The organism is Delftia sp. NA_296.1, assembly GCF_052692095.1.
In genome coordinates this window covers 840,248-865,477 of the sequence record NZ_JBQZGF010000001.1, presented here as the reverse complement: position 1 = coordinate 865,477, position 25,230 = coordinate 840,248, and the positions used below count along the sequence as shown (strand labels likewise).

21 protein-coding genes are annotated in these 25,230 nt (G+C 69.2%); 15 read left to right on the top strand and 6 right to left on the bottom strand.

Features of this window, described 5'->3' with window-relative positions; genetic code table 11:
* Positions 1-118: 118 nt before the first annotated feature.
* A complete protein-coding gene (locus ACUTR7_RS04050; RefSeq protein ID WP_445608191.1) occupies positions 119-2,329 on the bottom strand; it encodes a TonB-dependent receptor domain-containing protein in 2,211 nt (736 codons plus the stop codon).
* Positions 2,330-2,454: 125 nt separating this feature from the next.
* On the opposite strand from ACUTR7_RS04050, the gene ACUTR7_RS04045 reads away from it, so the two are divergent.
* On the top strand, positions 2,455-3,621 hold the full coding sequence (locus ACUTR7_RS04045) for a helix-turn-helix domain-containing protein (protein ID WP_237736744.1): 1,167 nt from the start codon (positions 2,455-2,457) through the stop codon (positions 3,619-3,621).
* Between the two features lie 10 nt (positions 3,622-3,631).
* Here the strand turns inward: ACUTR7_RS04045 and ACUTR7_RS04040 are convergent, their stop codons facing one another.
* Positions 3,632-4,549 (bottom strand): LysR substrate-binding domain-containing protein, encoded by a 918-nt coding sequence (locus ACUTR7_RS04040; protein ID WP_445608190.1) that lies wholly within the window; start codon positions 4,547-4,549, stop codon positions 3,632-3,634.
* A gap of 105 nt (positions 4,550-4,654) precedes the next feature.
* Here ACUTR7_RS04040 and eno point away from each other — a divergent pair, with 105 nt between their 5' ends.
* A complete protein-coding gene (eno, locus tag ACUTR7_RS04035) occupies positions 4,655-5,971 on the top strand; it encodes a phosphopyruvate hydratase (RefSeq protein ID WP_445608189.1) in 1,317 nt (438 codons plus the stop codon).
* On the opposite strand, the gene ACUTR7_RS04030 is transcribed toward eno, so the two are convergent.
* Entirely contained in the window at positions 5,935-6,885 is a 951-nt protein-coding gene (locus tag ACUTR7_RS04030) for a class I SAM-dependent methyltransferase (protein WP_065345670.1), read from the bottom strand. The genes eno and ACUTR7_RS04030 overlap by 37 nt on opposite strands.
* Before the next feature lie 176 nt (positions 6,886-7,061).
* Positions 7,062-7,376, bottom strand: a complete 315-nt coding sequence (locus ACUTR7_RS04025) for a hypothetical protein (RefSeq protein WP_013802728.1) — start codon at positions 7,374-7,376, stop codon at positions 7,062-7,064.
* 163 nt (positions 7,377-7,539) lie between these two features.
* Here ACUTR7_RS04025 and ACUTR7_RS04020 point away from each other — a divergent pair, with 163 nt between their 5' ends.
* From ACUTR7_RS04020 to ACUTR7_RS04000, 5 genes are all read left to right on the top strand, one after another.
* Positions 7,540-8,259 (top strand): methylated-DNA--[protein]-cysteine S-methyltransferase, encoded by a 720-nt coding sequence (locus tag ACUTR7_RS04020; RefSeq protein WP_065345671.1) that lies wholly within the window; start codon positions 7,540-7,542, stop codon positions 8,257-8,259.
* Positions 8,260-8,396: 137 nt separating this feature from the next.
* On the top strand, positions 8,397-9,188 hold the full coding sequence (locus ACUTR7_RS04015) for an SDR family oxidoreductase (RefSeq protein WP_012205198.1): 792 nt from the start codon (positions 8,397-8,399) through the stop codon (positions 9,186-9,188).
* Between the two features lie 118 nt (positions 9,189-9,306).
* Complete coding sequence (locus ACUTR7_RS04010; RefSeq protein WP_016446794.1) at positions 9,307-9,729, top strand: PaaI family thioesterase; 423 nt, start codon at positions 9,307-9,309, stop codon at positions 9,727-9,729.
* A gap of 98 nt (positions 9,730-9,827) precedes the next feature.
* Positions 9,828-10,844 carry an NADP-dependent oxidoreductase gene (locus ACUTR7_RS04005; RefSeq protein ID WP_013802725.1) on the top strand — a complete coding sequence of 339 codons (1,017 nt, stop codon included), beginning with the start codon at positions 9,828-9,830 and terminating at the stop codon, positions 10,842-10,844.
* A 28-nt stretch (positions 10,845-10,872) separates the two neighbouring features.
* Positions 10,873-11,778 (top strand): SDR family oxidoreductase, encoded by a 906-nt coding sequence (locus ACUTR7_RS04000; RefSeq protein ID WP_013802724.1) that lies wholly within the window; start codon positions 10,873-10,875, stop codon positions 11,776-11,778.
* A 3-nt stretch (positions 11,779-11,781) separates the two neighbouring features.
* On the opposite strand, the gene ACUTR7_RS03995 is transcribed toward ACUTR7_RS04000, so the two are convergent.
* Complete coding sequence (locus tag ACUTR7_RS03995; RefSeq protein ID WP_043820868.1) at positions 11,782-12,492, bottom strand: Lcl C-terminal domain-containing protein; 711 nt, start codon at positions 12,490-12,492, stop codon at positions 11,782-11,784.
* Positions 12,493-12,724: 232 nt separating this feature from the next.
* Here ACUTR7_RS03995 and ACUTR7_RS03990 point away from each other — a divergent pair, with 232 nt between their 5' ends.
* The 6 genes from ACUTR7_RS03990 (at position 12,725) to ACUTR7_RS03965 (ending at position 21,982) form a co-directional block, all read left to right on the top strand.
* Positions 12,725-13,960, top strand: coding sequence for a multidrug effflux MFS transporter (locus ACUTR7_RS03990; RefSeq protein ID WP_013802722.1), 1,236 nt, complete (start codon positions 12,725-12,727; stop codon positions 13,958-13,960).
* Entirely contained in the window at positions 13,957-15,381 is a 1,425-nt protein-coding gene (locus ACUTR7_RS03985) for an MFS transporter (RefSeq protein ID WP_013802721.1), read from the top strand. The genes ACUTR7_RS03990 and ACUTR7_RS03985 overlap by 4 nt, the downstream gene beginning before the upstream one ends.
* Before the next feature lie 166 nt (positions 15,382-15,547).
* Positions 15,548-16,921 carry an efflux RND transporter periplasmic adaptor subunit gene (locus ACUTR7_RS03980; RefSeq protein ID WP_445608188.1) on the top strand — a complete coding sequence of 458 codons (1,374 nt, stop codon included), beginning with the start codon at positions 15,548-15,550 and terminating at the stop codon, positions 16,919-16,921.
* A gap of 18 nt (positions 16,922-16,939) precedes the next feature.
* Positions 16,940-20,137 carry an efflux RND transporter permease subunit gene (locus tag ACUTR7_RS03975; protein ID WP_445608187.1) on the top strand — a complete coding sequence of 1,066 codons (3,198 nt, stop codon included), beginning with the start codon at positions 16,940-16,942 and terminating at the stop codon, positions 20,135-20,137.
* Entirely contained in the window at positions 20,134-21,603 is a 1,470-nt protein-coding gene (locus ACUTR7_RS03970) for an efflux transporter outer membrane subunit (RefSeq protein ID WP_207442706.1), read from the top strand. The genes ACUTR7_RS03975 and ACUTR7_RS03970 overlap by 4 nt, the downstream gene beginning before the upstream one ends.
* 49 nt (positions 21,604-21,652) lie before the next feature.
* On the top strand, positions 21,653-21,982 hold the full coding sequence (locus tag ACUTR7_RS03965; RefSeq protein WP_016446802.1) for an antibiotic biosynthesis monooxygenase family protein: 330 nt from the start codon (positions 21,653-21,655) through the stop codon (positions 21,980-21,982).
* On the opposite strand, the gene ACUTR7_RS03960 is transcribed toward ACUTR7_RS03965, so the two are convergent.
* The gene (locus ACUTR7_RS03960) at positions 21,967-23,079 is read right to left on the bottom strand and encodes a DUF72 domain-containing protein (protein ID WP_445608186.1); all 1,113 of its coding nucleotides are present in this window, start codon (positions 23,077-23,079) and stop codon (positions 21,967-21,969) included. The genes ACUTR7_RS03965 and ACUTR7_RS03960 overlap by 16 nt on opposite strands.
* A gap of 249 nt (positions 23,080-23,328) precedes the next feature.
* Between ACUTR7_RS03960 and ACUTR7_RS03955 the strand changes: the two genes are divergently transcribed.
* Positions 23,329-24,768: an RCC1 domain-containing protein gene (locus ACUTR7_RS03955; RefSeq protein ID WP_445608185.1), complete on the top strand. Its 1,440-nt coding sequence runs from the start codon at positions 23,329-23,331 to the stop codon at positions 24,766-24,768.
* Positions 24,666-25,166: a multicopper oxidase domain-containing protein gene (locus ACUTR7_RS03950; protein WP_445608184.1), complete on the top strand. Its 501-nt coding sequence runs from the start codon at positions 24,666-24,668 to the stop codon at positions 25,164-25,166. The genes ACUTR7_RS03955 and ACUTR7_RS03950 overlap by 103 nt, the downstream gene beginning before the upstream one ends.
* Positions 25,167-25,230 lie beyond the last annotated feature (64 nt).

Below are 25,230 nucleotides of genomic sequence, written 5' to 3'. Positions count from 1 at the left end.
GTTTTTGCGTGCATGGCGCTGGGGGCAAGGGCACCATGGGGGAGACGATAAAAAAAGCGCCCCGGCGCTACAACATTCGGATTTACCCGGGGGCGGATCTGTACCGCCGTGGAACAGCTCAGAACGACCGGCTGACCGTCACCCCGGCCGACAGCCCGCGTCCCGCACCCGGCTCAAAGAACCGCTGATTGCCCTCGTTGACGATGACCGACCCTGCAAAGCGCCGGTCGAACAGGTTGTCCAGCCGCACAAAGGTCTGGGCGCTCCATTGCTGCCATTGCCGTGACCAGCGCAGGCTGGAGCCCCAGACGGTGTAGCCGGCCGCGCGGTCGGTGTTGCGGTCGTTCACGGCCACGGGGCCGCTGTGCAGCATGTCCACGGTCCAGGTCCATTGCGGCGACAGCTGCCAGGCCAGCTCGCTCCACAGGCGGCGCGGCGCGGTGCCGGCCAGGCGCGCGCCGGCATCCACCGGGGCGGTGGGCGTGGTGCAGGGCGTGGCCTCGCAGGTCAGGAAGCTGTCGCGGTAGCGGGCCTGCAGCAGGGTCAGGGCGGTGCTGGCCGTGAGCGGTCCCCATTGGGCGTTGCCCGAGAATTCCAGCCCCCGGCGCAGCGTGCGGCCTGCGTTCTGGTAGGTTGCGCGCCCGCCCGTGTTGGACAGCACGGTGAGTTCGCGCTGGGTATGGGTCTCGAACAGCGTGAGGTTCCAGCCCGCGTTGCCGTGGCGCCCGCGCAGGCCGACCTCGACGGTGTTGTGGGCGCTGGCGGCCAGGCCGGTGTTCAGGCCGCTGTTCATGCCATTTTGGCCCCCGGGCCGGTAGGCCACTTCGTTGAGCGTGGGTGTTTCCATGCCCCGGCCCACCGATGCGTGCGCCACCAGGTCCGGCAGCAGGTTCACGCGCAGGCCCAGCGAGGGCAGCCAGCCGCGCCAGGCCATGCTGCCGCTGTCGTCGCCATTGCCGGCGACTATGTAGTGGTCCTCGGAGCGGTAGCGCACGCGCGCCTGGCGCAGGCCGGCGCTCAGGCCCAGGCTCTGCGTGCTCCACTCGGCCTGCAGATAGGGGTCGGCGGAGCGCGCCTGGTTGCGTTCGTCGCGGCGCAGCCGGCCCTGCACGCCGAGCTGGCTGCCGATGAAGTTCTCGTAGCCGCGCCGGGTTTCGCCCTGCCAGTCGTAGGCCAGGCCTGCCGACCAGTCCAGCCGGCCGCCGGCCACATCCTCGTGGGTGCTGCGCCAGCGCAGGTTCATGCCTGCGTAGTCGCGGTCCAGGTCGATCACGCCGCCCGAATGCGAGGGCGGTGCCTGCGTGGCCACGGGAATGGACTGGTACTGCAGCACGGAGCGCGTACCCGCATAGGCCATGAGCTCCAGGCGCTGGCCCGCGCCGAACTGGTGCTGCCAGGCGGCGCCCAGCTGGCGCTGGCGCACGCTTTTGCGCGTATTGAAGCGCAGCGCGCTGGCCGTGGTCTGGCCGGGGTCGGCCTCGAACTCGGCGCGTGTCAGGCCCAGCGGGTCCTGGGCGCTGGCGCGCTGCTCCTGGTACTGCAGCAGCCACTGGTCGTCGCCCTGCTTGCGTGACAGCTTCATGTGGGCCGTGCTGCGGTCGGCGGCCGACTGGGGGCGCATGCCGTCGGTGGCGAAGCGCTCGATGTGGATGGCATAGCGCCAGGGGGCGGAGCCGCCATCCGCCTGGTCCGGCTTTCCGCCACCGATCGTGCCGCGCAGCTGGGTGGACAGGCGCCACAGCCCGTCCGGCCCCACGGCCATGCCGCTGCGCCACAGGCCGGGTTCCTCGCCATCTTCGGTGTACAGCAGCAGTGCGCCGCCTGCGCTGTTGCCGTAGAGCACGGCGGCCGGGCCGCGCACCACGTCCAGGCGCGCGGCGTTGCCCAGCGTGAAATTGGCGGCCTGGCCCTGGCCGTCGGGCGCGCCTGCCGGAATGCCGTCCACGTACAGGCGCAGCCCGCGCACGCCAAAGGTGGAGCGCGCACCGAAGCCGCGCACCGAGATCTGCAGGTCCTGTGCGAAGTTCTGGCGGTTCAGCACCACCAGGCCCGGCACGCGCGCCAGGCTCTCGGACAGGTTGATCTGCATCTGCCCGTCTCGCAGCACGGCGCCTTCCACGCTGTCGATGGCGGCCGTGGCACGCCACAGGTCGGGGCCGGCGCCGGGCTGGCTGGCCGTGATGACCACGGGGGCGAGCAGGGCCTCGCTGGAGTCCTGCGCAGCGTCCGCCGCGCGGGCGGGCAGGGCGTGCAGCGTACAGGCCAGTGCGGCGCCCAGGGTGGACAGGGCGGGCCGGGTGTGTCTTGTGCTGTGTGGGAAGCGTGTCATTGCGGGCGGGCCTGTGGCGATGCCCGAGGTTACCGAGCCCGGCAATCCGTTCCAACACGGGTGATTTCCCTAGTGCTGTCCTGTGCCGTGGCGGAACAACAATCGCGGCAGTTTTGATGTCCGTCATGCAACAGCCGCCTCCCGCCCCACTGCCCTCCAACCCCTTCTATGCCACGCGCCAGGACCGGGTGGCGCTGGCGCGCGAGCGCTATTTCGAGCGTGGCGAGCGCCCCTCGGGCCTGGTGTCCGAGCCCGTGCTGCAGTCCTGGACGCGCTGCCTGGGCGCCAGCCGCAGCCCCGACGAGAAGATCAGCTTCGACCCGGTCAGCAAGATCCGCACGGCCACCTTGCTGACCCACAACCGCGCGCTGATCGAGGCGGCGCGCGACCCCATCGCCGAACTCGAGACCGTGATCGCGGGCAGCCAGGCGCGCGCCATGCTCACCTGCAGCGAGGGCGTGGTGCTGATCGCCTCGCGCCCCACGCCGGGCGACGGCCCGCTGCTGCTGACGGCTGCGCGCGTGGGCGTGAACATCGCCGAGGATGCCGTGGGCACGGGCGCACCCGGCGTGGCCGTGCGCACGGGCGAGGTCTGCCATGTGCGTGGCGGCGAGCATTTCTTTCGCTGCCTGGCCTCGCTTCACTGCGCGGCCGCGCCCGTGCGCGACGCCAGCGGGCGCACCGTGGCCATGCTGGACCTGAGCAGCGAGGCCGGGCCGTTTCGCTTCGACGCAGGCGCCATGGCCCACATGTACGCCACCTGCATCGAGAACCGGCTGCTGGTGGGCGCGGCCCGCATGCACCTGCTGCTGCGCTTCCAGTCCAGCCGCAGCATGTTCGGCACGCCGCTGGAAGGGCTGGCTGCCGTGGATGGCGACGGCATGGTGCGCTGGTTCAACGGCGTGGGCGCCCAGTTGTTCGACTGCCCGCGCCGGCCCGCCGAGGGGCTGGCGGCAGAGGAAGTCTTCGGCCTGGGCCTGAATCAGTTGCTGGAGCTGGCCCACCACGGCCAGGCGCGCCCGCAGATGCTGCCTACGGGGCTGACGCTGTGGATGGAGGCGAGGCTGGATGAGGCATCTTCCCAGGTCGAGGAGGTGCTGCCGGCCATCGAGGCCCTGCCACCGCCCGCCGAGGCGCCGTCCGAGGCACCGTCTTCCCTGGGCGAGGCCAGCCGCGAGCTGATCGAGCAGGCCCTGGCCCGCTGCCAGGGCAATATCTCGCAGGCCGCCCGCATGCTGGGCGTCTCGCGCGGGCTGCTGTACCGGCGCCTGCGGGAGTGGGGCAGGGCCTAGGCCGTCTGGCCTAGGCCGGCACGGCGGCCAGCGCGCCGCGCATCCATTCGATGAAGACCCCTGCCTGGGCCGGCAGCGCACGCCCTGCAGCTGGCACGGCGCGCAGGCCGCCCTCGAAGGGCACGAAGCCATGGGGCGCCACCAGCAGCCCCTCCTTGAGCTCGCGTGCGATCAGCCGCTGCTCCACGAGGGCAACGCCCAGGCCCGACAGTGCCGCCTCTATGCACAGGTGGGTGTGCGGGAACGCCAGTGTCTCGCCCAGGGCCACGGGCTGGCCCGTGAGGGCTTCCCACTGGTTCCAGGCGCTGGCCGTGTACTCATGTGCAATGCGCGCGCGATTGGCGGGCCGGCGCCGGGCATAGGCCGGCGTGCAGACGGCGCCGAAGTGCACGGGCGCCAGTTCGATGGCGCGGCGGCGGTCGGCCTCGGCGTAGGTGGACAGGTCCCAGGCAATGATCAGGTCGGCGCCCTCGTGGCGCATCTCGCGCGCCGAGGTCATGGACAGGCGGATGCGGATATGCGGGTGACTGCGGTAGAACACCGCCAGCTGCGGCACCAGCCAGCGCATGGCAAAGGTGGCGCTGCAGGCCACATGCAGCCCCGGTGCTTGGGCGTCGCGCGCCAGCTGGGCATAGGCGGCCTCCAGCTGGTCGAAGGCCGTGCGCACCGAGGCATTAAAGGCGGCGCCGGCCTCGGTCAGGCGCAGGCCCGTGCCTTCTTTCTCGAACAGCGCCGCGCCCGCATGCTCCTGCAGCAGGCGCAGGTGGCGGCTGATGGCGCCGTGGCTGCGGCACAGTTCCTCGGCCGCGCGTGTCACTGAGCCGGTGCGGGCAATGGCCTCGAAGGCGCGCAGGGCGGCCAGCGGTGGCAGTTGTCTCATGGCAATCAATTCGTCAGAAAAGCTGACGCATGGGCAGAAAAACTGCATTGTCCCGCATCGCCGTGATTTCTAGCATGGAGGACTGTTCATTGGAGTTTTGCAGGCTTGCCAGCTCCTTTGCACAGTTCAATTTCTTGACGAAAAGGAGTTTCCATGCAGATCACCGATATCGCGGCCCATGAGGCGCTGGACAGCCGGGGCCACCCCACCGTGGAGGTCGAGGTCGAGCTGGCGGACGGCTCGCGCGGCCTGGCCCTGGTGCCCTCGGGCGCCTCCACGGGGCGGCATGAGGCGCTGGAGCGGCGCGACGGCGATGCCTCGCGCCATCTGGGCAAGGGCGTGCTGGGGGCGGTGCAGGCCGTCAACACCGAGCTGCGCGATCTGCTGCGCGGCATGCGGGCCGACGCCCAGGGCCGCATCGACACGGCCATGATGGCGCTGGACGGCACGCCCGGCAAAAGCCGGCTGGGCGCCAACGCGCTGCTGGGCGTGTCGCTGGCCGTGGCCCGCGCGGCGGCGGCCAGCCAGCGCATGCCGCTGTGGCGGCACATGGGCGGTGCCCAGGCGCGCCTGCTGCCCGTGCCCATGATCAATGTCATCAACGGCGGCGCCCATGCCGACAATCCGCTGGACTTCCAGGAGTTCATGCTGCTGCCGGTGGGGGCGGACAGCTTCAGAGAGGCGCTGCGCATGGGCGCTGAGGTCTTTCACACGCTGCGCCATGCGCTCAAGGCCGCAGGCCACAGCGTCAACGTGGGCGACGAGGGCGGCTTTGCGCCCGCCCTGCGCAGCGCGCCCGAGGCGCTGGACCACCTGATGGCCGCCATCGAGCGCGCTGGCCTGCGCCCCGGCAGGGACATCGCCCTGGCCCTGGACCCTGCGGCCAGCGAATTCCATGGCGAGGACGGCTACCGCTACGCGGGCGAGGGCCTGGTGCGCAGCCGCCAGCAGCAGGTGGACTACCTGGCGCAACTGGTGGAGCACTACCCCATCGTCTCCATCGAGGACGGCATGGCCGAGGACGATATCGAGGGCTGGCAGGCCCTGGGTCGGCGCCTGGGCGGACGCTGCCAGCTGGTGGGCGACGATGTGTTCTGCACGAACCCCGGCCTGTTCGAGGGCGGCATTGCCCGGGGCGTGGGCAACGCCATCCTGGTCAAGATCAACCAGATCGGCACGCTGACCGAAACCTGGGACGTGCTGCGCCTGGCGCATGGCGCCGGCTACGGCGTGGTGATGTCGCACCGCTCGGGCGAGACCGAGGACACCAGCATTGCCGACCTGGCCGTGGCGGCCCAGTGCGCCATGATCAAGACCGGCTCGCTGTCGCGCGCCGACCGCACGGCCAAGTACAACCGGCTGCTGCGCATCGAGCGCGAACTGGGCCCGGCCGCCGTCTATGCGGGGCGCCGTGCGCTCAAGGGCCGGGCGGGTCAGGAAGCCGTGTCGGCCGTGTCTGGTGCCTTGTAAACCAGCACCTTGAGGCTGCGCTCGGCGTCGATGTCGGCGAAGGTGGCCGGGTTGGCCAGGCGCTCGACGAACTCCAGCTCGGGCGCCACTTCCTGCATCTGCGATGTCAGGAACTGCGTACCCATCTCGGGCGCGTTCAGGCACAGCAGCACATGGCCGCCGGGGCGCAGCAGGTCGGGCAGGCGGCGCATCAGGCGGGCATAGTCCTTGGTGGCGACGAAGCTGCCCTTCTGGTAGCTGGGCGGGTCCACCACGATCAGGTGGTAGGGCCCGCCGCGCGTGATCTTGCCCCAGCTGCTGAAGATGTCGTGGGCCAGGAAGCTGGCGCCCGACAGATCGTTGAGCCGGTGGTTCTGCTGGCCCGTGGCCAGCGCGCCCTGGGCCATGTCCATGTTCATCACATGGCGCGCCCCGGCCTGCAGGGCCACCACCGAAAAGGCGCAGGTATAGGCGAACAGGTTGAGCACCTTGATGCCGTGGCGGTGCTCGGGATGGTTGGCGACATGCGCGTGCACCCAGCGCCGGCCTTCGGCCATGTCCAGGAACAGGCCGTGGTTCTGGCCGCGCAGCACCTGCACGCGGTAGCGCGTGCCGGCCTCGGTGACGATGTGGGGGTCAGGCACCTCACCGGCCATGAGCCGCGTTTCGGCGGGCGCGGCGGGCTGGCGCAGCTGGTAGACCCAGTTCAGGGGCTGGTCCGGTGCCAGTTCGCGCCAGCGCAGTGACAGCGCTGTGCCGATGGAGGCCAGGGCGTCATCGTCCAGCGGCTGGAAGCTGGTGAGCACCAGCACGGGCGGGAAGGCGTCGAGCACCAGGTGCTCGCAGCCCGGGTACAGGCCGCCACGGCCGTGGAAGATGCGTTGGGCGTCGGAGGGCAGGGCCATCCGGGCGATGGCGTCGAGCAGGGCTTGCATGGGAGAGGCTGGATCTGGCAGGGGCGCCGGGTGTGCCGGGTGGAACCGTATGGGACCGTATGGTTCCAGGCAGGGGTCGACGAAAAGGTCTGCCAGTGTATGCAGTTTGGGGCCCAGCCCAGGCAAACCCGGGCAAACCTGGTTTCAGGCCCCATTCAGCGGTGCTGTGGGCTGGCTCAATGCCGCCAGCCGCGCCGCACCTCGAAGAAACTGCATTCGCCGTCGCCCAGGCCCTGCATGCCGGCCTCGGTGGCGGCGCGCGCAGCCTTCATCCAGCGGGCGAAGGCGAGCTTGGCGTCGTCGCTGATTTCTTCAGGGGGCGTGTCTTCCAGGCCCTCTACCAGGTACAGGGTTTCACTGACCTGCTCGGCGCTGCCGAGCTGGCGTTCGAGCACGCGGGCATAGCGTGCCTCGGCCTTGTTGCGTTCCTGCTCGGGCAGGTTGGGGTAGTCACACAAGGTGACGGTGAAGGCGGCTTCTTGCATGTCCATGGTTCACGAGATGAGGATGATGACTGGCGAAATATACAGTATTAACTGGCTGCGCATCCAGTATTTTTCCGGTGTTTTTTACAGTGTTATCCCGGTGGGGTCGCTGCCGGGCAGCGGCTGCAGTCATGCGGCCACAATCGCCTGCAAGGAGAAAACCATCGCCATGACGAATGAATCGACCACGGGCAGCCCGGCCTGGGACCCCGAAGCCACGGGCCATGCGCTGTTTGCCACGCGCGTGGGACCCTGCGGCGTGGCCTGGGGCGCCTGCGGCCTGGTGGCCTTTCAGTTGCCCGAGGTGGACGGCCCGGCCGCCACGCGCACGCGCATGCTGCGCGGCGTGCAATTGCGCAGACCGGGCAGCTACGCCGCAGCGGCGCGGGCCGAGGACCTGCCGGCCAGCGTGGCACAGGCCATTGCCGGCGTGCAGGTGCTCATGGCGGGCCATGGCGAATGGACCTTGGAGCCTTCCGCGCCCAGCGCACAGCAGTTGCGTGACGGCCCGGTGCTGCCCGATCTGCGATCACGGCGCATGCTGCCCGCAGGCGAGGCACTGCCGGATCTGGCCGGGCTGGGGCTGGACTGGCACGGCGTGTCGGACTTTCACCGCCGCGTCTATGACCTGACGCGCGCCATTGCGCCCGGCCATACGCGCACCTATGGCGAGATTGCGCGCGAGTTGGGCGAGGTGGGCCTTTCGCGCGCCGTGGGGCAGGCGCTGGGCCTCAACCCTTTTGCGCCCGTGATTCCCTGCCACCGCGTGCTGGCTGCCGGCGCCCAGCCGGGCGGTTTTTCGGGCGGCGGCGGCGCGCTGACCAAGCTGCGCATGCTGGAGATCGAGGGTGCGGCCTGGGGCGGCACGCGCTCGCTGTTCGGGGATTGACGGGCCGGACACGCATGTGACATGCGGCACGGCGGGGCGGCTTGCACAATCGCCGCTGCAGGCTGTTCCGCTTGGGGATGGCCGCCCTCCATTCCAACCATGACCGGAACACAAGACCCGGCGCAGGAGACAGACGAATGACTCGCAATGTGCAGCAACTTTTCGACCTCACCGGCAAGACCGCTCTGGTGACCGGCGGCTCGCGCGGCCTGGGCCTGCAGATGGCCCATGCGCTGGGCGAGGCGGGCGCCAGGATCATGCTGAGTTCGCGCAAGGCCGCCGACCTGGAGGAAGCCGCTGCCGAGCTGCAGGCCGCAGGCATCGACGCCCGCTGGATCGCCGCCGACTGCGCCAACGAGGCCGACATCGAGCGCCTGGCCGCCGAGACCCTGGAGCGCCTGGGCCAGGTGGACATCCTCATCAACAACGCAGGCGCCAGCTGGGGCGCGCCGGCCGAGGAGCACCCGGTGGCTGCCTGGGACAAGGTGATGAATCTCAACGTGCGCGGCTACTTCCTGCTGAGCCAGCAGATCGCGCGGCGCAGCATGATCCCGCGCAAGACCGGGCGCATCATCAACCTGGCCTCCATCGCAGGGCTGGGCGGCAACCCGCTGGGCATGAAGACCATTGCCTACAACACCTCCAAGGGCGCGGTCATCAACTTCACGCGCGCGCTGGCCGGCGAGTGGGGCGTGCACGGCATCAACGTCAACGCCATCTGCCCGGGCTTCTTCAAGACCAAGATGGCCAGCGTGCTGATCGAGACCCTGGGCGAGGATGAAATGAAATCCCACGCCCCGCTGCGCCGCCTGGGCGACGACGAGGACCTCAAGGGCCTGACCCTGCTGTACGCCAGCGACGCGGGCAAGCACATCACGGGCCAGTGGGTGGCCGTGGACGGCGGCGTCAGCGCCCTGGTGGGCGGTTGAGCCGCAGCGGCGCTGCTGCCGAGGTGACAGTTTTTCCCGCAGATCGTGCCGCCGCGCGCCATGGTGCCTTCGGGCGCCCTTATGCTCGCCTGCATTGCGATCTGAACTGGAGAATTTCGTGCTGGATTTTGGCCACCCCATCCCCTTTGTCGACCACCTGGGTTTCACCCTGCACCGCATGGAGGACGGGGAGTCCGAACTGCGCTTCGAGGCGCGTCCCGAGCACCTGAACACCTTTGACGTGACCCACGGCGGCGCCACCATGACCCTGCTGGACGTGACCATGGCCGTTGCCGCGCGCAGCCTGCAGCGCGACATGGGCTGCGTGACCATCGAGATGAAGACCAGCTTCATGCAGCCGGCGCGCGGCCCCCTGGTGGCCAAGGGCGTGGTGCTGCACCGCACGCGTTCCATGGCCTATACCGAGGCGCGCGTGTTCGATGCCTCGGGCCGGCTGTGCAGCCATGCGACCGGAACGTTCAAGTACATGCCGCGCGTGGCCAAGCCGGCCGCCGCCGAGACAACCCTCGCCACGGACTGATCCGCACGGCGAATCTGCCAGATACCCAATGCCACACGCCAGCCCCGGCAGCACCGGGAACTGGTTCCATTGTTTGTGATGCCACCGGAGGTTTTCCCATGCCCGTGAACCAGCAGATCCTGCTCGACAACCGCCCCGAGGGCGAAGCCGTGGAAAGCAATTTCCGCCTTGCCAAGACCGAGACCCCCGCGCTGGCCGAAGGCCAGGTGCTGGTGCGCCACCACTACCTGAGCCTGGACCCCTACATGCGCGGCCGCATGAATGACAGCAAGAGCTACGCCCAGCCGCAGCCGCTGGGCGAGGTGATGATCGGCGGCACCGTGGGCGAGGTGGTGGAAAGCCGCCATCCCAAGTTTGCGGTGGGCGACAAGGTCGTGGGCATGGGCGGCTGGCAGGAGTACAGCGTGGTCGATGGCGATGCGCCCGGCATGCTGCGCAAGGTGGACACCACCCATGTGCCGCTGTCGCACTACCTGGGCGCCGTGGGCATGCCCGGCGTGACGGCCTGGTACGGCCTGGTCAAGATCATCGCCCCCAAGGCCGGCGAGACCGTGGTGGTCAGCGCCGCCACGGGCGCCGTGGGCAGCGCCTTCGCGGCCCTGGCCAAGGCACGCGGCTGCCGCGTGGTGGGCATTGCGGGCGGACCGGAGAAGTGCCGCTACGCCACCGAGGAGCTGGGCTTCGACGCCTGCATCGACTACCGCGAGCACCCCGACACCAAGACCATGGCCAAGGCGCTCAAGGACGCCTGCCCGCAGGGCATCGACGGCTACTTCGAGAACGTGGGCGGCTACATCCTCGACGCCGTGCTGCTGCGCACCAACGCCTTTGCTCGCATCGCGCTGTGCGGAATGATCGCCGGCTACGACGGCACGCCGCTGCCCATGACCAATCCCGCTCTCATCCTGATCAACCGCATCCGCATCGAAGGCTTCATCGTCAGCGAGCACATGGAAGTCTGGCCCGAGGCGCTGCAGGAACTGGGCCGCCTGGTGGGCACCGGCAAGCTGCGCCCGCGCGAGAGCATTGCCGAAGGCATTGCCTCCGCACCTTCCGCTTTCCTGGGTCTGCTCAAGGGCAAGAACTTCGGAAAGCAACTCGTCAAATTGATCTGAACCACCACAAAAACCAGGAGACAAGGGAATGATCAAGAACTTCAAGGGCAAGACGGCGGTGCTGACGGGCGCAGGCTCGGGCTTCGGCCTGGAGTGCGCGCGCATCGGCGCGAAGCTGGGCATGAACCTGGTGCTGGTCGATGTGCAGCAGGAGGCGCTGGACAGGGCCGCCGCCGAGTTCGAAGGGCAGGGCGTGCGCGTGCTGGCGCGCCGCGTGGATGTGTCCGACGCAGCCCAGATGCAGGCCCTGGCCGATGAGGTGCGCCAGCAGTTCGGCGCGCCGCACTTCGTGTTCAACAACGCAGGCGTGGGCGCGGGCGGGCTGGTCTGGGAGAACACGCTGGAAGATTGGCAGTGGGTGCTGGGCGTCAACCTCTGGGGCGTGATCCACGGCGTGCGGCTGTTCACGCCCATGATGCTGGAGGCGGCCAAGGCCGATCCGTCCTTCGAGGGCCACATCGTCAACACGGCCAGCATGGCCGGCCTGCTGGCGCCGCCCAATATGGGCATCTACAACGTCAGCAAGCATGCCGTGGTGAGCCTGACCGAGACGCTCTACCAGGACCTGGCCCTGGTCTCCGACCAGATCAGCGCCAGCGTGCTGTGCCCCTTCTTCGTGCCCACGGGCATCAGCCACAGCGAGCGCAACCGGCCCAGCCATCTGGCCGCCCAGCCGCTGACGGCCAGCCAGAAGATCGGCCAGGCCATGAGCGAGAAGGCCGTGGGCTCGGGCAAGGTCACGGCCCCCGATGTGGCGCAGAAGGTTTTCGACGCCATTGCGGCCAACCAGTTCTACATCTACAGCCATCCGCAGGCGCTGGGCTCGGTCCAGACCCGCATGGAGGATGTGGTGCAAGGGCGCAATCCCACCGATCCGTTCGCGCACAAGCCCGAACTTGGCGCCAGCTTGAAGGCCTCGCTGCGCGCGGCCTGAGCGTCAGTCCTCCTCGTCCGGGTCCGGCCTGTGGGGGGCCGGCCTGGCGGGAGCCTCGGCCTTTTCATCGGGCGGCGCGGAGGGCAGGGGCCGCACCAGCCGCACCATGAGCTGGTTGCCGCGCCCCATGTCGGGCCGCGTCTCCAGGCTGTCGAGGTCAATCGCCCAGGCCTGCTGGGCCGACAGCTGCGTACCGGCGCTGCCCGAGATGTTGCTGTAGTTGTAGGGATTGACGGGCCGCGCGTTCACCGCTGCCGTGCCCGTCCAATGCCAGCCACGCGGTGCGCCCGGGAACAGCTCGGGCGACAGGCCTTGCGGCCGTATATCGCGCGAGATCAGCCGGCGCATCTCGTTGACGCGCGGCAGGCGCCAGCGCACGCCGTCCTGCTTGGCCCGTTCGGCGGCCAGGGCCTGCGCCTGCTTGTGCGTGAACAGCTCAGGCAGGCCCGTGCAGGTCTTGCCATTCCACTGCATGCCTTCCACGCAGCGCGGCCACAGCAGGCGGGCGCGCCGGTCAATCACGTCGCGGCCGTCTTCGGATACTTCCAGCACAGGAGCGGCGCCGGGCCTGGGGCCGCGCTGTGCCTCCTGCTGTGTCTCTCGCTGCGCTGCCTGGGCAGAACCCAGCGTGCAGACACCCAGCAGCAGGGCGGCGAGCAGGGGCCCTGGCAATGCATTCAGGGCCGGTGGAAGGGAAGGCAGGGATGGGCGCATGGTGTGTTGCAGTGGCGATGGCGATGGCGATGGCAGTTGCAGCGATGAAAAGGTGGGTTGGCCTCTTGGGTGGCAATCTCGTTTCAGAGCGTAACAGGATTGCGGGCTTCTGAATTTGTGCCACGGCAAGCCGCCACCGTCAGGTGCGCGGGGCTGCATGCCCAGGAAATGTGAGCAGCCTCCTGCAGCCCCGCGCGCTTGCCGCCACAATGGCGCGTCTATGTCTGCGTCTATGCCTTCCTCTTCTCCCGCTTCCCCTGATTCCCACACACTGCGCCTGGTGCTGATCCTGGGCCTGCTCTCGGCCATCGGCCCGTTTGCCATCGACATGTACCTGCCCGCGCTGCCCCAGATCGGCAGCAGCCTGGGCGCCCAGGTAGGCGCGGTGCAGGCCAGCCTGACGGCCTTCTTCCTCTCGCTGGGCGTGGGCCAGCTGCTGTACGGGCCGGTCTCGGACATGGTGGGGCGCAAGCCGCCGCTGTACTTCGGCCTGACCGTGTTCGCGCTGGCCAGCGTGGGCTGCGCCATGGCCACCAGCATCGAGACGCTGGTGGTGCTGCGCTTCATCCAGGGCCTGGGCGCGGCCGCCGGCATGGCCGTGCCGCGCGCCGTGGTGCGCGACCTGCACACCGGCCACGCGGCGGCCCGCATGATGTCGCTGCTGATGCTGGTGTTCAGCGTCTCTCCCATCCTGGCGCCGCTGGCCGGCAGCGGCGTGATCGCCGTCAGCAGCTGGCGCGGCGTGTTCTGGGCCGTGGCCGTGGCGGCCGTGATCGGCCTGGTGGCCGTGTTCATGGGCCTGAAGGAAACGCGCGGGGCCGCCGCGCGGCTGGACAGCAGCGTGGCCGGCGCACTGCGCGCCTACGGCGTGCTGCTGCGCGACTGGCATTACCTGGGCCTGGTCTTCATCGGCGGCTGCGCCATGGCGGGCTTTTTCGTCTACCTGGCTGGCTCCCCCTTTGTGCTGATCAATTACTACGGACTGAGCTCCACCCAGTACAGCCTGGCCTTCGGGCTGAACGCCATCGCCTTCATCGGCGCGGCGCAGTTCACGGGCTGGCTGGGCCAGCGCTTCGGCCTGGTGCGCGTGGTCAAGGTGGCGGCCACCGGCTCGGGCCTGGTGATGCTGTCGCTGCTGTCGTACTACCTGCTGGGCGGTGAGCGGCTGGCCGTGCTGATCGGCCTGTACTTCGTGGCCAGCGCGCTGATGGGGCTGGTGATTCCGACGACCTCGGTGCTGGCGCTGGAGGAGCACGGCGCCATTGCCGGCACGGCCTCGGCGCTGCTGGGTACGCTGCAGATGCTGTCGGGCGCCGCGGCCATGCAGATCGTGGGCCTGTTCTCCACGGGCAAGCCCCTGCCCATGGTGGTGGGCATGGCCACGGGCGCACTGATCGGTGTGGCCCTGGCCTGGATCACGCTGGGCGGTGCGCGTGCCCATCGCGTGGGCGCAAAGGACCATTCATGAGCCTGGCACCCGCGGCAGAGGCTGCGCCTGTCCACGATGGACTTCCGTCAGGCCCCCGCGGCCAGGCGATGCTGGTCATCATCCTGGGGCTGACGCTGTCGGTGCTGGACAGCACCCTGGTCAATCTGGCACTGCCTGCCATGGCGCGCGAGCTGCAGGCCAGCTCGGCCCATACGCTGTGGGTGGTCAATTCCTACCAGCTTGCCAGCCTGGTGCTGCTGCTGCCGCTGGCGGCCCTGGGCGAACGCCTGGGCTACCGCCGTGTGTACCTGGTGGGCATGCTGGTGTTTTCCGTGGCCTCGCTGGCGGCCATGCTGGCCACGTCGCTGCCCACGCTGGTGGCGGCGCGGGCGCTGCAGGGCCTGGGTGCTGCGGGCGTGATGAGCGTCAACGCCGCCCTGGTGCGGCTGATCTATCCGCGTGCCCTGCTGGGCCGGGGCATGGCCGTGAATTCGCTGGTGGTGGCCACGGCATCCATGGCCGGGCCCTCGGTGGCGGCGGCGATTCTGTCGGTGGCCAGCTGGCCCTGGCTGTTTGCGGCCAATCTGCCGCTGGGCCTGTTCACGCTGTGGCTGGGGCGCCGCGCGCTGCCGGCCAATGCCGTGGCCGGCCATGCAGGGGCGCGGCTGTCGCCGCTGGATGTGCTGCTCAACATCCTCATGTTCAGCCTGATCTTCCTGGGCGGCGAGCAGCTGGGCGTGCGCGCCGGCGGTGCCGATTCTTCCCTGCCTTCGGGCTGGTGGCTGCTGGGCGCGGGCCTGCTGGTGGGCGCCTGGTATGTGCGCCGCCAGTGGCGCCTGCCCGCGCCGCTGCTGCCGGTGGACCTGCTGCGCATTCCGGTGTTTGCGCTGTCCATGTGCGGATCGGTCAGCGCCTTTTGCGCGCAGATGCTGGCCTACCTGGCGCTGCCGTTCCTGCTGCTGGAGTCGCACGGCATGTCGCCCATCGAGGCCGGGCTGCTGATCACGGCCTGGCCGCTGGCCACGGTGCTGACGGCGCCCATCGCGGGCCGGCTCATCGGCCGCTATGCAGACGGGCTGCTGGGCGGCATCGGCATGGCCATGTTCGCCTGCGGGCTGTGGGCGCTGGCGGCCATGCCCGATGCGCCTTCGACCTTGGACATGGTCTGGCGCATGCTGCTGGCGGGCAGCGGCTTTGCGCTGTACCAGTCGCCCAACAACCACACCATCGTGACCACGGCGCCCCTGGCGCGCAGCGGCGCGGCCGGCGGCATGCTGAGTTCGGCGCGGCTCACGGGACAGACCCTGGGCGCCGTGGTGCTGGCCACCATCTTCACCTTCGCGGGCGGGCATGGCGGCCATGCCGAAATCGTGGCCCTGGCCGTGGCGGGCTGCTTTGCGGCCATGGCGGGCGTGTTCAGCCTGCTGCGCGTGCGCACGGCACCCGTGCCTAAGCACTGAACAGGCCCGTAAATGGCATTGAACTTGCATGTGTCGGCGCGCTCCGACACATGCATCATCCTGGATGGACTTGCCAGGAGATTTCGGTGGCATGCCATCCGCTTTACAAACAAGAAATATGGGCACTGCACAATCGTGCGATGCCCCCAACGACTTCGCTGCTCCCATGATTTCTGACGTGCCCTTTTCGCCGAGCCCGCGCCTTGCGGCGCCTTCCGATTCCCAGCCCGGCGCAGGGCACGTACAAGCTTCCGCCTCGCCGGCCGGCGGCCGGCGCATCGGCACCGCCGTGCTGTGCGCACTGGCGCTGGCCGCAAGCCTTGCGGCCTGCTCCAAGAAGGATGCCGCACCTGCCGCCACGGCCAAGGCCGCGACCGAGGTGGGCGTGGTCACGCTGCAAAAGCAGAGCCAGCAGCTGGACGCCACGCTGCCGGGCCGCACGCGCGCCTCGCTGACCGCCGAAGTGCGGCCCCAGGTATCGGGCATCGTGCAAAAGCGTTTGTTCACCGAGGGCGCCCTGGTGCGCCAGGGTCAGCAGCTCTACCAGATCGACGCGGCCTCGCTGCGCGCCACCGAGGCCAGCGCCCAGGCGGCCCTGGCCAAGTCGGAGGCCAGCGCCCGCACGCTGGAGGCCACGGCGCGGCGCAATGCCGAGCTGGTCAAGATCGATGCCATCAGCCAGCAGGCGTTTGAAGAAAGCCAGGCCGCCGCCGCCCAGTCGCGCTCTGACGTGGCCGTGGCCAAGGCCAATCTGGAGACCGCGCGCATCAACCTCAAGTACAGCCGCATCGAGGCGCCCATCAGCGGGCGCATCAGCCTGTCCACCGTGACGCCGGGCGCGCTGGTGACGGCCAATCAGACCGAGGCGCTGACCTCCATCGTGCAGCTGGACCCCATGTATGTGGACTTCACCCAGTCCACCAGCGAGCTGCTACAGCTCAAGCGCGACTGGGATGCCGGGCGCTTCCAGAAGGTGGAGGGCGACAAGGTGGCCGTGCGCATCCGCCTGGACGATGGCACGGACTACAGCCACCAGGGCAAGCTGCAGTTTGCCGGCGTGATCGTCAATGCCACCACGGGCAGCGTGACGCTGCGCGCCGTGGTGCCCAACCCGCAGGGCGTTCTCATGCCGGGCATGTATGTGCAGGCGCTGCTGCCCACGGGCCTGGCGCCCGAGGCGCTGCTGGTGCCCCAGCAGTCGGTGACGCGCGATCTGACCGGCAAGGCCAGCGTGCTGGTGGCCAAGGCTGACGACGTGATCGAGCGCCGGCCCGTGAACATCGACCGTGCCGTGGGCAACATGTGGCTGCTGCAGGACGGCCTGTCGGCCGGCGAACGCGTGGTGGTCGATGGCTTCCAGCGCATCAAGCCCGGCGACAAGGTGCGCGCCGTGGAGGTGGACCTGCGCGCCAAGGCCCAGGCCCGCAAGGGCAAGCCGGCCGACGGGCCGGCAGCACCTGGCGCTGCGGACAAGGCGCCTGCTCCAGCTCCAGCTCCTGCACCGGCAGCGGCAGCGGCTCCTGCTCCGGCCGCCGGCTAAGCCGCAGGAACCCGTCACATGGCTCAGTTCTTCATCAACCGGCCCATCTTCGCGTGGGTCATCGCCATCGTCATCATGCTGGGCGGCGCGCTGTCCATCTTCACGCTGCCGCTGGAGCAATACCCCGACATCGCGCCGCCGCGCGTGACCATCGGCGCGCAGTACACGGGCGCCTCGGCCGAGACGGTCGAGAACTCGGTGACCCAGATCATCGAGCAGCAGCTCAAGGGCATCGACAACATGCTCTACATGAGCTCCACGTCCGACGCCTCGGGCCGCGCGCGCACCACGCTGACCTTTGCGCCGGGCACCAACATCGACGTGGCCCAGGTGCAGGTGCAAAACAAGCTGCAGTCCGCCGTGAACCGCCTGCCTGATGCGGTCAAGAGCCGGGGTGTGTTCGTGAACAAGGGCGGCCAGGACTTCCTGGTCACCTACAGCTTCTTCTCCAAGGACCCGGCCATGACCGCGGTCGATATCGGCGACTATCTGACCAGCAACCTGGTCGATGTGATCGGCCGCCTCGACGGCGTGGGCGATGTCAACGTCTTCGGCACCAACTATGCGATGCGCATCTGGATGGACCCGGCCAAGATGGAGAAGTACGCGCTGATGCCGTCGGACCTGGTCAATGCGCTGAACTCGCAGAACGCCCAGGTCTCGGCCGGCCAGCTGGGCGCGCTGCCCGCCGTCTCCGACCAGCAGCTCAACGCCACCATCACGGCGCGCACCAAGCTCAAGACGGTGGAGCAGTTCGAAGATATCGTGCTCAAGTCCTCGCTGGACGGCTCGGTGGTGCTCATGAAGGACGTGGCCCGCGTGGAGCTGGGCGCCGACAACCTGACCATCAAGGCCAAGCTCAACGGACTGCCCGGCGCCGGCATGGGCATCGTGCTGGCCGATGGCGCCAATGCCATGCAGGTGGCCGACACCATCGCCGCCAAGCTGGCCGAGCTCAAGCCGTTCTTCCCCAACGAGATCGACTACTTCGTCAGCTCGGACTCCACGCCCTTCGTGCGCGCCTCCATCAAGGAAGTGGTCAGCGCGCTGGGCGAGGCCATGATCCTCGTGGTCATCGTGATGTTCATCTTCCTGCAGAACTTCCGCGCCACGATGATCCCCGCCATCGCCGTGCCCGTGGTGCTGCTGGGCACCTTCGGCGTGCTGTCGCTGGCCGGGTACTCGATCAATACGCTGACCATGTTCGCCATGGTGCTGGCCATCGGCCTGCTGGTGGACGATGCCATCGTCGTGGTGGAGAACGTCGAGCGCGTGATGCACGAGACGGGCATGTCGCCCAAGCAGGCCACGCGCCAGTCCATGCGCGAGATCACGCCGGCCCTGGTGGGCATCGGCGTGACGCTGTCGGCCGTGTTCGTGCCCATGGCCTTCTTCGGCGGCTCCACGGGCGTGATCTACCGGCAGTTCTCCATCACCATCGTCGCGGCCATGGCGCTGTCGGTGTTCGTGGCGCTGACGCTGACGCCGGCGCTGTGCGCCACGCTGCTCAAGCCGCCCGCAGGGGGCGGGGCAGGGCATGACCGCCCTATCCGCAGCGGCATCCTGGGGGTGAATGACCGGTTCTTCCGCTGGTTCAACCACCATTTCGACGCCACGGCCGCGCGCTACCAGGGCACGGTGGCCTACTCGCTGCGCCGCGCCAAGCGCATGATGCTGATCTTCCTGGCCGTCTGCGGCGTGGTCTGGCTGCTGATGGCGCGCCTGCCCACTTCCTTCCTGCCGGACGAGGACCAGGGCTTCGTCTTCGTCAACATCAACCTGCCTTCGGGCGCGGCCGATACGCGGCTGCAGGGTGTGCTCGACGAGGTGCGCGACTACTTTGCCAAGCAGCCCGACGTGGTGAGCTTCTACCAGGTCTCGGGCCTGAACGGCGACCAGGCCTCGGCACGCGCCTTCGTGCGGCTGAAGACCTGGGAGGAGCGTCCGCTGCCCGGCCAGTCGGCCTCCGAGATCGCGCACCGCGCGACCAAAGACCTGTCCGCCATCCGCGATGCGCGCGTGCTGGTCGTGCTGCCGCCGGCCGTGCGCGGCCTGGGCTCCAGCTCGGGCTTCAACTTCATGATCAAGGACATGAACGGCCTGGGCCACCAGGCGCTGCTGGAGGCCAAGGAGAAATTCCTGACCGAGGCCCGCAAGCGCCCCGAGCTCACCAATCTGCGCATGACCAACCTGGAAGACGCCAGCGAGCTGCGCCTGGACATCGACGACCGCAAGGCCGCCGCACTGGGCCTGTCGTACACCGACATCAACAGCGTGCTGTCCAGCGCCATGGGCGGCACCTATGTCAACGACTTCCTGAACAACGAGCGCGTCAAGCGCGTCTACATCCAGGGCGATGCGCCGCACCGCATGCTGCCCCAGGACATCGCCAAATGGACGGTGCGCAACGCCAAGGGCGAGATGGTGCCGTTCAGTTCGTTCTCCAGCAGCTACTGGGCCTACGGTTCGCCCCAGCTCATGCGCTACAACGGCAACCCGGCCTATGAAATGGAAGGCCGCGCCGCGCCGGGCGTCAGCTCGGGCACCGCCATGCAGATCGTGGAGGACATCCTGCGCACGCTGCCGGCCGGCATAGGCTACGAGTGGACCGGCGCCTCGCTGCAGGAGCGCCAGTCGGGCGCGCAGGCGCCGCTGCTGTACGCCATCTCCATCCTCTTCGTGTTCCTGTGCCTGGCGGCGCTGTACGAGAGCTGGACCGTGCCGCTGTCGGTGATGCTGGCCGTGCCGCTGGGCGTGGTGGGCGCGCTGGCCGCCACCTACACGCGCGGGCTGACCAACGACGTGTACTTCCAGGTGGGCCTGCTGACCACGGTGGGCCTGGCGTCCAAGAACGCCATCCTGATCGTGGAATTTGCGGTGCAGCTGCAGGAGCAGGGCAAGAGCATCTTCGACGCCGTGGTCTCGGCCGTGCGCCTGCGCCTGCGCCCCATCTTGATGACCTCGCTGGCCTTCGGCTTCGGCGTCATTCCGCTGGCCATCGGCACGGGTGCCGGCGCGGGCGGGCGCAATGCCATCGGCACGGCCGTGCTTGGCGGCATGCTGGCCTCCACGGTGCTGGGCATCTTCCTGGTGCCCGTGTTCTTCCTGCTGATCCGCAGCTGGTTCAAGAGCCATTCGCGCACCGAGGACGACGCGCCTCAGCCGACTGCCGGATCACCTGATTCACCGCATACCGCAAAGGAGAGCGCAGCATGAGGCGCCCAACGAATGTCTCCGCACTGGCCGCAGCGGCGGCGCTGGCGGCGCTGCTGACCGGCTGCAACCTCGCGCCGCAGCACCGCACGCCCGACATGCCCGTGCCCGATACCGTGGGCAGCACGGCCGCAACGCCGGCCCAGGCCGACGAGGCCAGCCTGCAGGCCGCCGCCGCGCTGGGCTGGGTGCAGTCCCAGCAGCTGCGCGAGGTCATTGCGCTGGCCCTGTCCAACAACCGCGACCTGCGCGTGGCCGTGGAAAGCATCGAGCGCGCGCGTGCCCAGTACGGCATCACGCGCGCCGACCTGCTGCCCAGCGTCACCGCCCAGGCCCAGGCCAGCCGTGCGCGCACGGCCGCCGGCATGACCAGCGCCACCCAGGCGGCCTCGGTCAGCACCCAGTACACGGCCCAGCTGGGCTTTGCCAGCTATGAGATCGACCTCTGGGGCCGCGTGCGCAACCTTAGTGAGGCGGCGCTGCAGCAGTTCCTGCAAAGCGAGCAGAACCGGCGCAATGTGCAGATCGGCCTGGTGGCCGATGTGGCCAACGGCTGGCTCACGCTGGCGGCCGACCAGGCCCGCCTGCAGCTGGCGCGCGACACCCTGGCCAGCCGCGAGAAGGCCTATGAGCTGACGCGGCGCATGCACGAGATTGGCTCCACATCGGGCCTGGTGCTGGCACAGAACCAGACCACGGTGGACACGGCGCGCGGCGACGTGGCCAGCTTCACCTCCCAGGTGGAGCGTGACCGCAACGCCCTGCAATTGCTGGTGGGCGGCCCGCTGCCCGAGGCCCTGCTGCCCGGCGCCGCCACGCTGCGCGCCGATGCCCGGCCCGCGGCCGCGCTGCAGCCCGTGCCTGCACCGCTGCCCTCCAGCGTGCTGCTGGTGCGCCCCGACATCCAGGCCGCCGAGAACAACCTGCGCGCCATGGAAGCCAACATCGGCGCCGCACGCGCTGCCATGTTCCCCACCATCAGCCTCACGGCCAGCGTGGGCTCGGGCAGCCGCGAACTCGATGGCCTCTTTGGCGGCAGCAGCAGCACCTGGAGCTTCATCCCCCTGGTGCGCCTGCCCATCTTCGACGGTGGCCGCAACCGTGCGGGCGTGCAGGTGGCCGAGGCCAACCAGCGCATCGCCATCGCCCAGTACGAGAAGGCCGTGCAGACGGCCTTCCGCGAAACCGCCGACGTGCTGGCCGACCGCGCGCAGTGGGACGAGCGCCTGGCCGCCCAGACCAGCATGGTCGCCGCCACGCAAAAGGCCTTCGACCTGTCGGAGGCCCGCTTCAAGGCCGGCGTGGACAACTACCTGACCGTGCTGGATGCGCAGCGCAGCCTCTACACGGCCCAGCAGACCCTGATCGGCTTGCGCCTGTCCGAGCAGCTCAACCGCGTCACGCTGTGGAAGGTGCTGGGCGGCGAGCAGGTGCAGGCGTCGTCCGCCTCGGCACCGGCGAATTCCTGAGCGCGGGCGGTGTATTGCGCGGTCCCGCAGAACATGCCGCCCCGACACGATGAGCCCCTTTGCCAACACCCCCGAGCCGCCTTACTACGCCGTCATCTTCTCGTCGCGCAGGACGCCGGACGACGATGATGGCTACGGCCTCATGGCCCAGCGCATGGTGGACTTGGCCGCGCAGCAGCAAGGCTTCCTGGGCGCGGAAAGCACGCGCGGCGAGGACGGTTTCGGCATCACCGTGTCGTACTGGTCCACGGCCGAATCCATTGCGCGCTGGAAGCAGGATGCCGAGCACCTGGTCGCCCAGCAACTGGGCAAGGACGCCTGGTACGAGCACTATGAGTTGCGCGTGGCCCGCGTGGAGCGCGCCTACGGCAAGCGCTGAATCCGGGCCGCCTCCGCTTGCACCACGGCCTCGGCCAGCAGCGCGATGGAGCGCGGCGCGCAGCCTTCGGCATCGTTGCTCACCGTCACGAAGGCGGGCAGCCCGCGGCTGGTGATGCCATCGATGGTCTTGGCTAGGATGGAGCGCGTGTGCACATCGGGCGTGCGGATCTCGTCGAAGGGATCGTGCTTGGTTTGCGCATCGGGGTAGCCGTAGGCCCCGAACTCGCGGTTCAGGTTCCAGCGGCAGACCAGCGGGCTGGGCCACAGCCGCCGCAGAAAAACCAATTGCTCTTCGATGGGCGGCATCTTGCCGTGCAGCCCCAGGCAGAAGGTGGCGCCCGCAGCGCGCAGCGTGTCCGCCAGCTCGGGCGTCAAAAGCTCCGGGTCGCGCACCTCCACCGCCACGATGATCTGTGCGCCCAGCGGATGGGCGGCCAGCGCCGCTCGCACCGCGTCCAGCATGGCCTGCAGCCGCGCCAGCAGTTCGGTGGGGCGGCTCAGCAGGCCCCAGGTCATCGGGCTGAGCTGGAACACCAGCACGCCGAGCCGCTCGCCAAGCCCTTCGAGCGTGGGCTCGACGAAGCTGGTCACGGCCAGATCGGGTTGAAGGAACACGGGGTTCAGCGACATGCCCTTGCCATCCTCGTCGCGGACCTGCGCATCGGTGACCACCGAAGGGCACTTGACCACGAAGCGGAAATCGGCCGGCACCTGGCCCGCGAAGGCCAGGTACTGGCTGGCCGTCAACGGCCTCCAGAAGCTGCGGTCCACGCAGACCGTTCGCATCAGCGGATGCCGGCCATAGGCCTCCAGTCCCTTCTTGGCGAGCACGCTTTTGTCATAGGCGCCATCCCAGATCAAACCTTCCCAGCCCGGGTAGGACCAGGTGGAGACCCCCATGCGCAAGCCCTGCGGAAGCTGGTCCGCCAGCGCCTGCCATTGCAGGGCCTGGGGCGCCAGCTGCACGGCGCCGACGGCCTTGCGGGATGCCGGCTTGCGGCCGCCAGGCGCCGCGCTGGCGGCAGGCGGGACCGGGGCTGAAGAGGGTGGGGACGGCGGCGGTGAGGGCGGCGCGTCAAACAGATCGTCTTGCATGGGCTGGAGCATGGATTGTCCATGATGCCGCTGCGCCAGCGCAGCCCGCGTAGGCACTCAGGCCACGCAGGCCCCGGGCGGGATCGATTGACGGAGCCTAAGGCGCTCTTGAGGAATCACAGTTTTCAGTGATTGCCACCCACCCGCTTCCTTTGAACAATCCGCACTGACACCTCACGGGCAGCTGTACCGCCGTGTCGGGGTGCCCCAAGACACGCGAAACACGCAAAACACGCAAAGGAGAGGGTGATGCTGACCATAGAAGAGGTAGTGGCGGGCCCGCAGCGGTCCGTGCTCATCACATCGGAGGGCGTATTCGCCTGGGGCAATCTGGAGGTGTTGCGCACCCTGCCCGAAGGCGTGGATGCTGCCGAGGTCTGTGCGCCCGATGCCACGCGTATCGGCCACCGCAGCTTTTCCCAGCCCGTGCCCCAGCGCCTGAGCCCCCGTGGCACGCGTTGGGAGGGGCTGGTGGATGCGGGCCATTCGCTGCTGGCCTGGGCGGATGGCCAGGCCTATGCCGTTGCGCCCCAGGTCCGCGATGCCGCGGGCGCCGTGCCCAGGCCTTTGGCCTTGGGCCGGCAGGATGCCGGGGTGCGGCGCATCTGGGCGGGTGAGCAGCAGGCCTATGTGCAGGACCGCGAAGGCGCACTCTGGGGATGGTCGGACGCCATGCCCGGTGCGCAGCGCGTGCAGGGCCTGCCCTCCGTGCGCAGCGTGTCCGTGGGCATGGGCCATGCGCTGGCGCTGGATGCCAGGGGGCAGGTCTGGTCCTGGGGCGCCAATGCTGCGGGCCAACTGGGGCAGGGCGATCTGGTGCAGCGCAGCCGTGCGCAGCGCGTGGTGCTGCCGCAGGGCGCTGCGGCCGTGGTGGCGGTGGCGGCGGGGGCCACGCACAGCCTGGCGCTGGATGAGAAGGGGCGGCTGTGGGGCTGGGGCTCCAACCACCAGGGCCAGCTGGACCAGGAGCTGCAGGCGGCCTACAGTCCCGGCCCCGTGCGCATTGCCGTGCCTGGGCGCCTCAGCAGTCTGGCGGCGGGCCTGCATTTTTCGGCGGCGACCACGCAGGGCGGGCAGGTGCTGGCCTGGGGCTGGAATGGCCTGGGCCAGCTGGGCCAGGGCGATGCGGCACCCCGCGCGGGCTTTCACGCCGTGCCCGGCCTGGCGGCGGTGCAGCAGATCAGCGTGGGCGGCACGCATGTGCTGGCGCTGGAGCACGGCGGGCGCTGCTGGGCCTGGGGCGACAACCGCCATGGCGCCTGCCAGGGCGAGGACGGGGCACAGGCCCAGTCCCGCCCCCATGCGCTGGCCTTGCACGCCCTCAATGACCTGACCGAAACCTCTACCCGGGCGGGCGCCTGTCCATGGTGGTGCAGGCATCGATGGCGCCGGGCGAGTATTTCCTGCGCGCGGCCGCGTGCCCGTCCTTTCACCGGCCAAGCGGCAACGAGCCCTTCGAGGAGGTGCTGGCCCGGGTGGTGGTCCAGGGCGAGCCCGTGCAGGCCCGCGTGCCCGACCCTGCACTGCTGCGCCGGCCCGGCGACTACACGCCCATCACCGATGCCGAACTGGCCAGCCATGGTGGCGTGCAGCGCGTCCTGCGCCTGGCCGTGCTGGCCGACGACGAGGACAAGGGCGTGCGCGACCCGGCCCTGGCGCCCATGCCGGCCGGCGAGAGCTGGGTGCTGAAGGTGGGCGGCAACCGATCGGTGTTTGCGGTGGGCACCGAGGCCATGCCGCTGGGCATGTCGCCCATCCATTCCAGCCTCACGCCTGTGCAGACCGTGCCCTTCAATGCGGTGGAGGAGTGGACGGTCTACAACTACAACGGCTACCCGCATCCCTTTCACATCCACGTCAACGATTGCTATGTGGTCAGGGTCAACGGCGCGCCGGTGACGCCGTTCTGGGCCGACACCCTGCCCGTGCCACCGGGCACGGGCAGCAGCGGGGCGGCGGGGGTCACCAAGGGCAGCATCACCTTTCGCATGCGGTTCGCGGATTTCCACGGCAAGTTCGTCTGGCATTGCCATGCGCTGGACCATGAGGACCTGGGAATGATGCAGATCGTGGATGTGCGGCCCTGAAAGCCGGGCTTGTCCGATCGGCCATTCCCGCGCCCTTCCGGCTTCATGCTGCAAGCCCTTGAAT

Coding starts and splice junctions, on each gene's coding strand:
- ACUTR7_RS04050 (WP_445608191.1), bottom strand. CDS start 2,329: ATGACACGCTTCCCACACAGCACAAGACACACCCGGCCCGCCCTGTCC.
- ACUTR7_RS04045 (WP_237736744.1), top strand. CDS start 2,455: ATGCAACAGCCGCCTCCCGCCCCACTGCCCTCCAACCCCTTCTATGCC.
- ACUTR7_RS04040 (WP_445608190.1), bottom strand. CDS start 4,549: ATGCAGTTTTTCTGCCCATGCGTCAGCTTTTCTGACGAATTGATTGCC.
- eno (WP_445608189.1), top strand. CDS start 4,655: ATGCAGATCACCGATATCGCGGCCCATGAGGCGCTGGACAGCCGGGGC.
- ACUTR7_RS04030 (WP_065345670.1), bottom strand. CDS start 6,885: ATGCAAGCCCTGCTCGACGCCATCGCCCGGATGGCCCTGCCCTCCGAC.
- ACUTR7_RS04025 (WP_013802728.1), bottom strand. CDS start 7,376: ATGGACATGCAAGAAGCCGCCTTCACCGTCACCTTGTGTGACTACCCC.
- ACUTR7_RS04020 (WP_065345671.1), top strand. CDS start 7,540: ATGACGAATGAATCGACCACGGGCAGCCCGGCCTGGGACCCCGAAGCC.
- ACUTR7_RS04015 (WP_012205198.1), top strand. CDS start 8,397: ATGACTCGCAATGTGCAGCAACTTTTCGACCTCACCGGCAAGACCGCT.
- ACUTR7_RS04005 (WP_013802725.1), top strand. CDS start 9,828: ATGCCCGTGAACCAGCAGATCCTGCTCGACAACCGCCCCGAGGGCGAA.
- ACUTR7_RS04000 (WP_013802724.1), top strand. CDS start 10,873: ATGATCAAGAACTTCAAGGGCAAGACGGCGGTGCTGACGGGCGCAGGC.
- ACUTR7_RS03995 (WP_043820868.1), bottom strand. CDS start 12,492: ATGCGCCCATCCCTGCCTTCCCTTCCACCGGCCCTGAATGCATTGCCA.
- ACUTR7_RS03990 (WP_013802722.1), top strand. CDS start 12,725: ATGCCTTCCTCTTCTCCCGCTTCCCCTGATTCCCACACACTGCGCCTG.
- ACUTR7_RS03985 (WP_013802721.1), top strand. CDS start 13,957: ATGAGCCTGGCACCCGCGGCAGAGGCTGCGCCTGTCCACGATGGACTT.
- ACUTR7_RS03980 (WP_445608188.1), top strand. CDS start 15,548: ATGATTTCTGACGTGCCCTTTTCGCCGAGCCCGCGCCTTGCGGCGCCT.
- ACUTR7_RS03975 (WP_445608187.1), top strand. CDS start 16,940: ATGGCTCAGTTCTTCATCAACCGGCCCATCTTCGCGTGGGTCATCGCC.
- ACUTR7_RS03970 (WP_207442706.1), top strand. CDS start 20,134: ATGAGGCGCCCAACGAATGTCTCCGCACTGGCCGCAGCGGCGGCGCTG.
- ACUTR7_RS03965 (WP_016446802.1), top strand. CDS start 21,653: ATGAGCCCCTTTGCCAACACCCCCGAGCCGCCTTACTACGCCGTCATC.
- ACUTR7_RS03960 (WP_445608186.1), bottom strand. CDS start 23,079: ATGCAAGACGATCTGTTTGACGCGCCGCCCTCACCGCCGCCGTCCCCA.
- ACUTR7_RS03955 (WP_445608185.1), top strand. CDS start 23,329: ATGCTGACCATAGAAGAGGTAGTGGCGGGCCCGCAGCGGTCCGTGCTC.